Consider the following 13244-nt stretch of genomic DNA (forward strand, 5'->3'; position numbering starts at 1 on the left):
ATCTTTATTTGTTTCTCTTTTTTTCTTTCGTCTATTTTCTTTCTAACTAGCTTCTGATTAAATCACCTTCAATTTTTGAAGCTTCAATAATTTGATGAATATCAGCATCTAAAACCTCTTTTTTGATATCAGCAAATTTCAAAAACTCAATATATACAATGTCTAATTGTACTTTTGTAAGCTCGTAACCTACTTTTTTAGCTCTGTAAGCCAAAGCAGCTCTTCCGCTTCTTGCTGTTAGAATAATCGAAGATTCGTTTACACCAACATCAAGCGGATCCATGATTTCATACGTTGCTCTGTTTTTGATAACGCCATCCTGGTGAATTCCGGAACTGTGTGCAAAAGCATTTGCACCAACAATTGCTTTATTTGGCTGAACAATCATTCCCATGCTTTCAGAAACCAAACGGCTCATTTCGTTTAATTCTTTTGTATTGATGTTGGTATCTAAATTAAGGTAAGGATGTTGTTTAAAAATCATTACCACTTCTTCAAGTGCCGTGTTTCCTGCTCTTTCTCCGATACCGTTAATAGTACATTCTATTTGTCTTGCTCCGTTTATAGCGCCTGCAATAGAGTTTGCAGTTGCCATTCCTAAATCATTATGACAGTGACATGAAAGGATTACGTTTTCGATACCTTTTACGTTTTCTTTTAAATATTTAATTTTTGCTCCGTATTCTTCCGGTAAACAATATCCTGTTGTATCAGGAATATTCAATACGGTTGCTCCGGATTTTATCACTTCTTCACAAACCTTTGCAAGGAAAGCATTGTCTGTTCTGCCTGCATCTTCTGCATAAAACTCAACATCTTCTACATAAGATTTGGCATGTGATACGGCAAATTTTGCTCTGGCAATAATATCTTCTCTTGTGGTATTTAATTTATGAAGTATGTGAGATTCAGATGTTCCAATTCCTGTGTGGATTCTAGGTCTTTTAGCATGCTTAAGGGCAGCTGCTGCAACATCGATGTCATTTTTTACGGCTCTGGTAAGTCCGCAGACGGTTGCATTTTCTACAATTTTACAAATCTCAGAGACCGATAAAAAATCGCCCGGACTAGACACAGGAAAACCTGCTTCGATAACGTCAACTCCCATTTTATCAAGTCGTTCTGCGATAACTAATTTTTGTTTAGTATCTAACTTACATCCTGGAACTTGCTCGCCGTCGCGCAATGTCGTGTCAAAAATTTGAACTTTCTCTCTATTCATATTCATTTATTTAATGTAATTTCACATCTTGATAACAAATATATATTGTACATTATAAGTATGAAATTCATTTTAATGAAATTATACTGTTCATAAAACAATTTATACGCTATTAAATAACTAAAAACCAATAAGTTACATTATTATATTTTACAATGGCTAACCATCAAAAAGATTTCTTATTTGTTCTGATAAAATCACTTTCAAAATCTGAAAAAAGACAGTTTAAAATTTTTGCAAGCCGTTTAGAAACGAGTTCAAATACTAAATTCATCGAATTGTTTAATATTTTGGATAAGTCTGAAACCTATGATGAAAAGCTTATTTTGAAAAGCGGAATTATCAAAAAAATTCAGTTATCTAACTTAAAATCATACTTATACAAACAAATATTAGTGAGTATTCGATTGAATATTCCGAGTCAGAATATCCGATACCAGCTTCGCGAACAAATAGATTTTGCAGGTATTTTATATAATAAAGGTTTGTATAAACAGAGTTTAAAAATTCTGGATAAGACAAAAATGATTGCGCTTGAAAATGACGAAAAATATATGGCGTATGAAATTGTAGAATTCGAAAAACTAATCGAATCACAATATATTACCCGAAGTATTCAGGGCCGTGCAGATGAATTGGTAGTTCAGGCTAAAGAACTGAATTACAGAAATACAATTTCAAGTAAATTATCGAATTTATCGCTTCAGTTGTACGGAATCATGCTAAAAACGGGTTATGTAAAAAGTGACGAAGAGTATAAATATATAGACGATTATTTTAATAAACATATCTCGAAATTAGACGAAAGCAAGTTTGGTTTTCGTGAAAAATATTGGTTTTATAATGCCAATTTATGGCGTAGTTTCTTGGTTCAGGACTTTTTAGCAAGTTATAAATACGCTTATAAATGGGTTACATTGTTTTATGATAATCCAAATATGATTTATCAGAATCCGGTATTTTTTCTAAAAGGAAATCATTACTTTTTAGAATCGCTTTATATGTTAAAGTATAAATCGAATTTCAAAAAATATTTGTCGCTTTTAGAAGAAACTATCCAGGATGATAAATTTCCTGTAAATGATAATATTGCATCGCTATCCTTTTTATATATCTATAATAACAAACTAAACCTTCATATTCTGGAAGGTACGTTTGCAGAAAGCGAATATTTGATTCCTGAAATTTTAGATAAAATAAAACTGCACAGCGAACATCTTGACGAACATCACGAAATGTTGTTTTATTATAAAATTGCTTCTATTTATTTTGGAAATGAAAAGTATACGGAATGTATTTTTTACTTAGATAAAATCATAACTAACAAGAACTTAACGATGCGAGAAGATTTAATGTGCTTTGCCAGACTTTTGTCCTTAATTGCGCATTATGAGTTAGGAAAAGATTATTATTTAGATAATCATCTTAAAAATACATATAAGTTTCTATTGAAAATGAATGACTTACACGAAGTTCAAAAGGAGATTATTAAATTCTTGAGAAACTTGAATAATTTTTATCCGGCAGACATTAAAAAAGAATTCAAAAAAATGCATGTCCGTTTTGTTGAACTTGAAAAGAATACTTATGAAAAGAGAGCTTTTTTATATTTAGATATTATTTCCTGGCTGGAAAGCAAAATTGAAAACCGCAAAATTGCTGATATCATTAAGGAGAAGGCTAAGTTAAATAGTAGATAAAAAATTCCAATTTTTAAAATTCCAAATTCCAATAAAAAAAGCGTAAAACATCAGATTTTTTACGCTTTTTTGTCATTTCGACGAAGGAGAAATCTTCGCAAGTAACTCGCCTCCTAAAAGTGCCAAACTTTGTCGAGCCACTTTCGGAGATTTCTCCTTCGTCGAAATGACAAACGATGAGAGGATTTCGTAAAATACGAAATCCGACAGGTTTTAAAAAACTTGTAGGGTTTACTATTAGCCTACAATTCAAACCCTAATAAAAAATCCCAAACTCCAGAAATTGGAATTTGGGATTTTATCCCGAAACTTCGAGATTGGAATTTTATAATTTTTATTCTACAATATTAGAGCTCGTTACATAGAAATTTTTATCAACTTCCAATGTTCTGTTTTCATTAGTTGTTTTTTCTGATTGCCATTCTGTTGTTGGTTTTAACCATGTTTCAACACCGTTTATTTTAACTTTTACCGGCATATCAAACTTAGCAACACAATTTGTCCAATGATAACCTAAAGTTCCATTTTTAAAAATATATTCAAAAACCGGAATCTGTGTTGTTGTTAAATATTGCGCAAAAACTCTATTAAAATTAATTCCTGATTGTGTGTTTATATAATCTTCAATTTGTTTAGAAGTTACTGTCTGATGGTAAAAAGTACTGTTTAAACCTCTTAAAATTGATTTCCATTTGGCATCATCGTTTACAATTTGACGAATCGTATGCAGCATATTTGCTCCTTTTGGGTACATATCGCCAGATCCTTCGTTGTTTACGTCATAATTCCCGATAATTGGTTTGTCATTATGAATATTTTTTCTGCAGCCAATAACATATTCAGCTCCAGCCTCTTTTCCGTAATAATATTCAACAAAAAGGCTTTCAGAATAATTGGTAAAACTCTCGTGAATCCACATATCTGCAATATCTTTATACGTAATATTATTAGCAAACCATTCGTGTCCGGATTCATGGATAATGATAAAATCAAATTTCAATCCCCAGCCCGTTCCGCTTAAGTCACGTCCCAAATATCCATTTTTATATTGGTTTCCGTAGGTTACAGAACTTTGGTGTTCCATACCTAAATAAGGCGCTTCAACCAGTTTGTAGCTGTCTTCGTAAAACGGATACGGTCCAAACCAGTTTTCAAAAGCTTTCAGCATTTTTGGAGCATCTTTAAACTGTTCTTTTGCTACAGCCAAATTATCTCTCAAAACATAGTAATTACAATCTAAATCACCTTTTTCTCCTTTATATTTTTCTGAGAAATTAACGTAATCACCAATGTTTATATTTACACCGTAATTATTAATTGGGTTCGAAACATACCAATTAAAAGTTTTTGTTCCGTCTTTTTCCTTTTTAACACTCTTTAATCTTCCGTTAGAAACGTCCGTTAAATCTCCCGGAACATTTATGCTAATCAACATATTTTCTACTTCATCGTACATATGATCTTTGCACGGCCACCAAACGCTGGCGCCTAATCCCTGACAAGACGAAGCCACAAAATCTTTTCCGTTTTTATCTTTTTTCCAGCTTAGGCCTCCATCCCACGGAGCTCTAACCGCTTCTTTCGGTTTTCCTCCAAAAGAAATTACGATTTCTTTAGTCTCACCAACCTTTTGTTTTGCAGTTAATTGAATAAAGAATGCATTTCCGTCTCTTTCAAATTTCAATTCTTTTCCGTCCTGTGTTACTTTGTAAATCTGCATTGGTTGCTGCAAATCAATCTGCATTTTGTTGTACTCACTTAGAACAGTATATTTTACAGTATTAGAACCTGTAATTGTTTTTTCAGACGGATTTACTTTTATATCTAAATGATAGTATTTTAAATCCCACCAGGCTCTTTCTTTTGTAATGCTTCCGCGTAAAGTATCCTGATGTGTAAAAGCCGTTTCAGACTTATTTAAAAGTCCTTGGGCATTTGAAGTAAAAGAAACCAAAAAGGCAATAAAAAGGCCTCCAAAGTAATTTTTCATAATTGTAGAAATTTGAAATAATAGCGTATTTAATCGAACTTAATCTTCACAAAAGTAAACATTCAAATTAAGTTTTCTAACATTTTATGATTTCTACTAAAAAAACAATCCCAATAAATTTCATCATTTATTGGGATTGTTTTTTATTCAGTATAATTTAGTTTGTGATATTGAATTCAGTCACATAAAAGTTTTTATTAATGATTAAGGTAGGATTATCCGCTTTTGCGTCTTCTGCCTTCCATTCTGTTGTTGGTTTTAGCCATGTTTCAACACCATTTAAAGTTACTTTTAATGGCAGATCAAATTTTTCAACAGCATTTATCCAGTGGTACACTAATTTTTGATTCTTAAAATAATATTCTAAAGTAGGAACCTGCGGCGTTCTTAAATACTGATCAAAAACTGAACTAAAATCTATGCCGGATGCTTTACTTATATAGTCTTCGATTTGTTTGGTAGTGACGGTTTGATGGTAAAAAGTACTGTTTAAACCCCTTAAAATTGATTTCCATTTTGCATCATCATTTATTACCTGACGAATGGTATGAATCACGTTCGCTCCTTTTGGATACATATCACCTGATCCTTCGGTATTTACGTCATAATACCCAATGATTGGTTTTTTATTCGTAATAATTTTTCGAATTCCTCTTATATATTCACTAGCCGCTTCTTTACCATAATAATATTCTATAAAAAGAGCCTCTGAATAAGTTGTAAAACTCTCGTGGATCCACATATCTGCAATATCTTTATACGTAATATTGTTGGCAAACCACTCATGTCCTGATTCATGAATAATGATATAATCGTATTTTAATCCCCAGCCCGTTCCGCTCATGTCAGTACCATTGTATCCCTTTTTAAAGTCATTTCCGTACGTCACACTACTTTGGTGTTCCATACCTAAATAAGGTGCTTCAACCAATTTATAACTGTCTTCATAAAACGGATAAGGTCCAAACCAGCTTTCAAATGCTTTCAACATTCTTGTAGCATCCTTAAAATGTTCTTTAGCAACAGCCAGATTATCTTTCAAAACATAATAATTGCAATCTAAATCGCCTTTTTCTCCTTTAAATTTTTCGGAGAAATTAACATAATCACCAATATTGATGTTCACACCGTAATTATTAATTGGGTTGGCAACATACCAATTAAACGTTTTTGTTCCGTCTTTTTCTTTTTTAACGCTTTGTAACCTTCCGTTAGAAACATCTGTTAAATCTCCCGGAACATTTACGCTAATTAGCATATTCTCCACTTCATCGTACATATGATCTTTGCACGGCCACCAAACGCTGGCGCCCAAACCCTGACAAGTCGAAGCTATAAAATCTTTTCCGTTTTTATCTTTTTTCCAAGTAAGGCCACCGTCCCATGGCGGTCTGACAGCTTCTTTTGGTTTTCCTCCATAAGAAATTACAATTTCTTTTGTTTCTCCTATCTTTTGATTTTCAATTAAATGAATGAAAAATGCATTTCCATTTCGCTCAAATTTCAATTCTTTTCCATTCTGAGTTACTTTATAAATTTGCATTGGTTCCTGCAAATCGATCTGCATAATATTGTCTTCAGTCAAAACAGTGTAGCGAACCGTATTCGATCCTGTAATGGTTCTCTCCGTTGGGTTTACCTTTATATCAAGATGATAATATTTCAAATCCCACCAGGCTCTTTCTTTTGTAATGCTTCCGCGTAAAGTATCCTGATGTGTAAAAACCGCGTCTGTTTTTTTAAGAAGTCCCTGAGCATTGGCCGTAAAACCAATTAAAAAAGCAGTAAAAATGCTCACAAAGTATTTTTTCATCATTTAGGAATTTTTTTATAATTATTGGTTTTAGTCTTTAACAAATGTAAACAATCGAATTAATTTTTTAATTTCTATTCTGAAAATTAATGCTGAAATTGATTATTCTTTCTCTATTTTTAACTATTTAAAATCCTATTCCATTTTATGAAACTTTTTCCTCTTTTACTTTTCATTTTTTCATCATCCCTTTATTCTCAGACGTTTTCTATTCAAAAAACTTCTGAAAAAATAACTATTGATGGAGATTTAGCAGATTGGAAAACGCCATTTTTAGCTCCGTTTGTGATTCATAATTCTGGTGAAAAGGCAACTCAAAGTACTATGGTTTCACTTTCGTGGAATGATGAAAATCTTTATATAGCCTATCGTTCCGATGATTCTAAAATTGTTGGCGAATCAAAAAAGAAAGATTCTCCAATATATAAAACAGATGATTTAGTAGAAATTTTTATAGATCCTGACGGAGACGGCCAAAATTATGTAGAAATTGGAGTAAATGCTTTTTCAACAAATTACGATATGCTGGTTAAATGCGTTTCTCGCGATTGTGGCGGTTGGAAAACATCAACGCAATTTAATATTTCCGGATTAGAAACCGTAAGTAAAATATCTGCTGAAGGTTTTTGTACCGAAATTAAAATTCCATTTTCAAGCTTAGAAATGGTAAAAAACGGCAAATTTATAAAACCAAAAACCGGCACAAAATGGAAAGCAAATGTTTTTAGAATTGATTACGGTAACACAACCGAATATCTTGCATTACAGCGGTATAAGAGTTTAAAATATGGTTTTCATCAGCCACAGGAATTTGCTTTTTTTGAGTTTGTAGAATAATTGTTTAATGGTTAACCGTTTATTTGTTTAATCGCATGTTTCTCAAACGTAACCGGAAACAAAAAACTGAAACCTGAAACAATTATTTAATAACTTCCTCAAAAACAACTCCTGAACTTTTATAATTTATAGGAATCTGTGGCACAAAGCATGGCAGATTCATAAAAGTACCAATTACTCCTGTACCTAAAAACAGCTTATTTTCTTTTTTTAATAATGCTAAAGGAATTCTTTTCCATTCTCCGCCATACGTTATAAAATGAAAATCACCTCTTAGCGTATCGCCCGTAATATTCCCTCTTACATCGCCGGAATCTTTTCCAATTTTATAATGCAATATTTCATAGCGTCCGTAAAAACGTTTATCATTGATATTAAGGGCTAAAATTGAGGTGTCTTTATTATTTATAGCGCGATACAAAACTTGTTTGTAGTCCTTTTGTTCTGCTTTAGAATTACAAGAAACTATTGCAGTTAAAATTATGAGCAGAAATAGAAAAGATTTTAAATTCATTGGATTTTTTTTTCTAAATTTAAAGAAAAAACATGGCAGATAGAGATACTTTTTTAAAAGAATTCAGAGGCGAAACTTTAGGAACCGTAAGTGCTCAATCTTCTACAGATGAGTTGTTCCAAAATCAGACGATCAGGCCAATTTTAAAACTCCAAAACGATTTATTTCTGGCAGTTTTTATTAACTATGTCAATAAAAACAAAGCCGATTTTTATTCTTACACCGTCGAAAAGAAAATTCAAACCATTGAAAATTCCATTCAAAAAGATATTAAATTCAGAAATTCTTTAAAAGGAATGATCATCGCGCTTTTTACGGTGCAGGAATATGATACTTACATTCAAAATTCATCTAGTTTAAATAAAAGAATGATGAATTTATTGGTGGAACGATTGAAAAGTCAGGTGCAATTGTTTGAGGTTGAATCGAATTTGGAATAGTTATTTTTAATATGACTTTAACGGATAAACATATAGGTTTTGAAAACGATTGTCGACAAATTTTCATTGGAGAAACAATTCTTGAGGTTATATATGGAGAAATAAAATATTATTTTGAAGATAGCGAAAATATTGATCCAGAACCTTCATATTCTACAATATATCCCGATATTGATACCTTAGATCATTCTATTTATTTTAAAACAAATAATAAAACGATTTATATTTTTTGGGACAGTACATTCTTTAGTTATGGACTTTCCTCAAAGGAAATTGATTTTAAAGTAACGGCAAACGATTATGAGCAAAAATGGGATGTAACAAATGATGAAAAATGGATTAAGATAATAGGTGAAAAAATAATCGATTTTAAAATAATTTGGGAAGAAGTTTATACTTCAAATATGAATGGTACAAACAAAATGTATTTTACATACCCGCAAACTTTTCAATTAAAAATGGAGAATGGCATATTAATAATTTTAAGTGCTTCAGAATTTAAAGAGACTGAACAAACTAAAATTTATGGCATGAGTGATAATTTGCTTGTTACAACAAATTTTGATTTAGCAAAACAACTTGAAATGATATAATTGCTTAGAATTAAATTGAATAAAATGTTTAACCAATTCCGAAATAAATTCCCCTTAACCGATGAAAAATGGAATGAATACACCAACTATTTCAATCGCATTGAAGTTCCTACCAAAACAATCCTTTTACAAGAAGGCGAAATCTCAAAAAAGCTATTTATTATAGAAAAAGGCTGCATTAGAGTTTGGTTTAATAATAACGGAAAAGATATTACTACACAGTTCTTTTTCGAAAATCAGAGCGTTTCTTCTATTGAAAGTTTTGTAAAAAAATTCCCAAGTCCGGTTTTTATCGAAACCATTGAAGCTTCTGTTTTATGGTGGATTCATAAAAAAGATATGGATTTTATTTTAGAAGAAATTAAAGAAATTCCAGCGTTGCGAGATCGTTTCATCAACATGATTTTTCAACGTACATTTGATTATATGAAGCACTTTTTCTCTTTTATAAAAGACTCTCCTACTCAGCGTTATCTCAATTTAATTCAGGAAAAACCTCAAATTGTTCAACGTGTTCCGCAACACTATATTGCATCATATCTTGGCGTAACTACGGTTCATTTAAGCCGAATAAAAAGTAAGCTGGTTCAAGAAAAATAACGCAATTGCATTTGATAACAAATGTTATCGCTCAACCAAAAACTGCGGTCTAATTTTGCTTCATAAAATTTAATAATTATGAAAGCAGCAGTAATTTACACAAAAGGCGAAATGCCAAAATATGCCGAATTTCCGGCACCAATTGTTCAAAACGAAAACGAAGTTTTAATTTCGGTCAAAGCAGTTGCGATTACAAATCTGGACAAAGGAAAAGCCAGCGGAAAACATTATTCATCTGAAAATGAAAACCAAAACGGATTTGTTGTGGGCAGCGACGGCGTTGGTTTATTAGAAGACGGAACAAGGGTTTACGGCCGCGGCATCAGCGGAACAATTGCAGAAAAAGCGGTTGTAGAAAAAAACAGAATGGTATTATTACCTGACGGAATTAGCAACGCAACAGCCGCAGCGATGCCAAATGCAGTTGCAGGTTCTGCAATGGCGCTAAAATTTAGAGCCGGAATACAACCCGGAGAAACGGTTTTAATAAACGGAGCCACCGGTTTTACAGGTCAAATGGCGATTCAGATTGCGAAACATTATGGCGCAAAGAAAATTATTGTAACAGGACGAAATGAAAACACGCTTCAGGAACTTTTAAAATTGGGCGCTGATGAAATTATTTCGCTAAAACAAGATGATGAAACTATTTTAAAACAAATTCAGGCGATTCATAAGGAAACTCCAATCGATATTGTTTTAGATTATTTGTGGGGACATCCGGCAGAATTGATTTTAAGCGCTTTAAAAGGAAATGGTTCTTTTACAAATCGCTTACGATTTGTTACTATTGGTTCGATGGCTAGTGAAAACATTCAATTATCATCCGGGATTTTAAGAAGCGTTAATCTGCAGCTATCAGGTTCAGGTTTAGGAAGCTGGACTAAAGAAGAAGTGAAATTATTATTTTCAGAAATACTTCCGGAAATGTTTCTCTTAGCCGCTCAAAACAAACTGAAGGTTAATATTGAAGAAGTTCCTTTATCGGATATTGAAAAAATGTGGAATGCTGAAGTTTCTGACGGTAAGCGTTTAGTTGTGACAATGTGATGATTTTTTTAAACACATAGAGACATAGGTTTTATATGCAAAGAAAAAAGATTGTAAAAAGAAACCAGTTTCTCACACATAGCTATGTGTGTTAATACAAGTGAAACGCCTCTTTTTAAAGTTTTAATCTATGTTTCTATGTGTTTAAATAATATTTATACCAGTTTAATATTCTAATAATTCTTTTAGAACCTCCTCAAAACGATTTTTTGATAAAAACTGATCTTCCAGCGCTTTTGTAAACGGAATTGGAGAATCTAAACTAGCTACCCTTTTTACGGGAGCATCAAGATATTCAAAACATTCTTCCATAATTAAAGCCGAAATATCGCTTGCAATTCCGCCAAACAAAGTATCTTCCTGATAAATAATAACTTTTCCTGTTTTCTTAACCGAAGCAAAAATGGTTTCAGTATCCAAAGGCTGTAAAGTTCTCAAATCTATTAAATCTGCTTCTATTTCAGGATTTTGAGCTAATGTTTCTAAAGCCCAGTGTACAGGCGCACCGAAAGCAATAATGGTAACTTTTTTTCCTTCTTTTATCAAAGCTGCTTTCCCTAACGGAATGGTATAATAATCTGTTGGAACGTCCTGATAAACACTTCTGTACAATTGTTTGTGTTCAAAAAACAAAACTGGATTTGGATCGTTAATCGAAGTATTTAATAATCCTTTTGCATCATACGGAAAAGCCGGATAAACAACTTTTAAACCTGGCGTTTTAGTAAACCATGCTTCATTTGTTTGTGAATGAAATGGTCCTGCCTGAGTGCCACCTCCGCAAGGCATTCGAACAACAACATCGGCTTTTTCGCCCCAACGATAATGCGATTTAGCTAATAAATTCACGATCGGATTAAATCCTGTAGACACAAAATCAGCAAACTGCATTTCGACAATGGCTTTGTAACCATTAATCGATAATCCCATTGCGGTCGAAACAACTGCGCTTTCGCAAATAGGTGTATTGCGAACGCGGTCTTTTCCGAAAAATTCAACGAAACCTTCTGTAATTTTAAAAGCACCGCCATATTCTGCAATATCCTGACCCATAATAACAAGGTTTTTGTGAAGCTGCATAGATTGCTCTAAACTCGTTTTAATTGCATCTATAAAACGAATATTTTTAGTTTCTGTCGATGGTGTAACTTTTTCATATTGAAAAGGTTTGTAAACATCGTCTAATTCTCCACTATAAGTAGGAACAATTTCAGGTTCATCATTTGCAATTGCTAAATGTTCGTCTATTTCTTGTTTGATTTCAGCTCGTAAAACAGCATCCTGATCTTCTGAAAGAACACCCTGATCTAATAAAAACATTCTGTAATTATCAACAGGATCTTTTGTAGCCCACATTTTCATCGTGTCTTCAGGTACATATTTGATACCGCTGGCTTCTTCGTGACCACGCATTCTGAAGGTTTTAAACTCTAATAAAACAGGATGTGGGTCTTCCTGCATTTCAGCTTTTAGCTTTTTTATTTTATGATAGACTTCGAGAATATTATTTCCATCAATTATATGACTTTCAATGCCGTAGCCGATGCCTTTGTCTGCAAGGTTTTCGCATAAATATTGTTCATTTGTTGGTGTAGAAAGTCCGTAGCCATTATTTTCAATGACAAACATTACAGGCAATTTCCAAACAGCAGCAATATTCAGCGCTTCATGAAAATCTCCTTCGCTTGTCGCGCCTTCACCAGTAAAAACGGCTGTTACTTTTTTATTTTTTTGAAGTTTATTTGCCAAAGCAATTCCATCAGCGATTCCTAATTGCGGACCCAAATGCGAAATCATTCCAACAATATTATATTCCTGAGTTCCAAAATGAAAACTGCGGTCTCTTCCTTTTGTAAAACCATTTGCTTTTCCCTGCCATTGCGAAAAAAGTCGGTGCAAAGGGATATTTCTTGTGGTAAAAACACCAAGATTGCGGTGCATTGGCAATACATATTCTGACTCTTCCAGAGCAGCAGTAATACCAACAGCAATGGCTTCCTGCCCTATTCCTGAAAACCATTTCGAAACTTTACCCTGCCGAATCAGAATTAACATCTTTTCTTCGATCAAACGAGGTTTTAAGATTTTCTTGTATAAGTCCAGTAATTCAGTATTGGTTAAGTCTTGTCTGTAAAAGATCATTTGAGTTTGATTTATTGTTTTCAAATATATAAAAATATAACAATTTTAACATTATTTGTTAAATAATTTTAAGTTGCTTTTGTTAGCCTTAATAAAAATAAAAAAATAATCTTACCTTTTTTATTTTGTAAAAACACAGGCCAAAGATAACAGTAAATTTTTGTCTCAAAATAAAATTTGTATTATTTTATTTACAAATTATTAAGTTTTTATTTTACAATATTTAAAAATTAAGCTCTGGAATTTAGGTTAAAAAGTGTATTAAAAAATAAATTTTATGGTAAAATTTAAAATTCAAAACTAAAATATTCTCTACCTTTGTTATTGTAAGGATTTTAAATTC

Annotated in this window: 11 protein-coding genes; 6 read left to right on the forward strand and 5 right to left on the reverse strand. The window is 32.3% G+C overall.

The window, feature by feature from the left end; translation table 11 throughout:
* Positions 1-46: 46 nt before the first annotated feature.
* Entirely contained in the window at positions 47-1222 is a 1176-nt protein-coding gene (locus tag EV143_RS16855; RefSeq protein WP_133509113.1) for a 2-isopropylmalate synthase, read from the reverse strand.
* A gap of 155 nt (positions 1223-1377) precedes the next feature.
* Here EV143_RS16855 and EV143_RS16860 point away from each other — a divergent pair, with 155 nt between their 5' ends.
* Positions 1378-2922, forward strand: a complete 1545-nt coding sequence (locus EV143_RS16860; protein ID WP_133509114.1) for a hypothetical protein — start codon at positions 1378-1380, stop codon at positions 2920-2922.
* Positions 2923-3256: 334 nt separating this feature from the next.
* Here the strand turns inward: EV143_RS16860 and EV143_RS16865 are convergent, their stop codons facing one another.
* Together EV143_RS16865 and EV143_RS16870 are read right to left on the reverse strand one after the other, a co-directional pair.
* On the reverse strand, positions 3257-4912 hold the full coding sequence (locus EV143_RS16865) for a M1 family metallopeptidase (protein WP_133509115.1): 1656 nt from the start codon (positions 4910-4912) through the stop codon (positions 3257-3259).
* A 157-nt stretch (positions 4913-5069) separates the two neighbouring features.
* Positions 5070-6725: a M1 family metallopeptidase gene (locus EV143_RS16870; protein ID WP_133509240.1), complete on the reverse strand. Its 1656-nt coding sequence runs from the start codon at positions 6723-6725 to the stop codon at positions 5070-5072.
* A gap of 147 nt (positions 6726-6872) precedes the next feature.
* Here EV143_RS16870 and EV143_RS16875 point away from each other — a divergent pair, with 147 nt between their 5' ends.
* Entirely contained in the window at positions 6873-7562 is a 690-nt protein-coding gene (locus EV143_RS16875; protein WP_133509116.1) for a carbohydrate-binding family 9-like protein, read from the forward strand.
* An 82-nt stretch (positions 7563-7644) separates the two neighbouring features.
* On the opposite strand, the gene EV143_RS16880 is transcribed toward EV143_RS16875, so the two are convergent.
* Complete coding sequence (locus EV143_RS16880; RefSeq protein ID WP_133509117.1) at positions 7645-8076, reverse strand: hypothetical protein; 432 nt, start codon at positions 8074-8076, stop codon at positions 7645-7647.
* A gap of 32 nt (positions 8077-8108) precedes the next feature.
* Between EV143_RS16880 and EV143_RS16885 the strand changes: the two genes are divergently transcribed.
* From EV143_RS16885 to EV143_RS16900, 4 genes are all read left to right on the forward strand, one after another.
* Entirely contained in the window at positions 8109-8516 is a 408-nt protein-coding gene (locus EV143_RS16885; RefSeq protein ID WP_133509118.1) for a glyoxalase, read from the forward strand.
* 11 nt (positions 8517-8527) lie between these two features.
* On the forward strand, positions 8528-9109 hold the full coding sequence (locus tag EV143_RS16890) for a hypothetical protein (protein WP_133509119.1): 582 nt from the start codon (positions 8528-8530) through the stop codon (positions 9107-9109).
* Positions 9110-9133: 24 nt separating this feature from the next.
* A complete protein-coding gene (locus EV143_RS16895) occupies positions 9134-9709 on the forward strand; it encodes a Crp/Fnr family transcriptional regulator (RefSeq protein WP_133509120.1) in 576 nt (191 codons plus the stop codon).
* A gap of 78 nt (positions 9710-9787) precedes the next feature.
* On the forward strand, positions 9788-10759 hold the full coding sequence (locus EV143_RS16900; RefSeq protein ID WP_133509121.1) for a quinone oxidoreductase family protein: 972 nt from the start codon (positions 9788-9790) through the stop codon (positions 10757-10759).
* Positions 10760-10924: 165 nt separating this feature from the next.
* Here EV143_RS16900 and EV143_RS16905 read toward each other — a convergent pair whose 3' ends face one another.
* Entirely contained in the window at positions 10925-12901 is a 1977-nt protein-coding gene (locus EV143_RS16905; RefSeq protein WP_133509241.1) for an alpha-ketoacid dehydrogenase subunit alpha/beta, read from the reverse strand.
* Positions 12902-13244: the final 343 nt, after the last annotated feature.

The organism is Flavobacterium chryseum (assembly GCF_004362015.1).
GTDB lineage: Bacteria > Bacteroidota > Bacteroidia > Flavobacteriales > Flavobacteriaceae > Flavobacterium.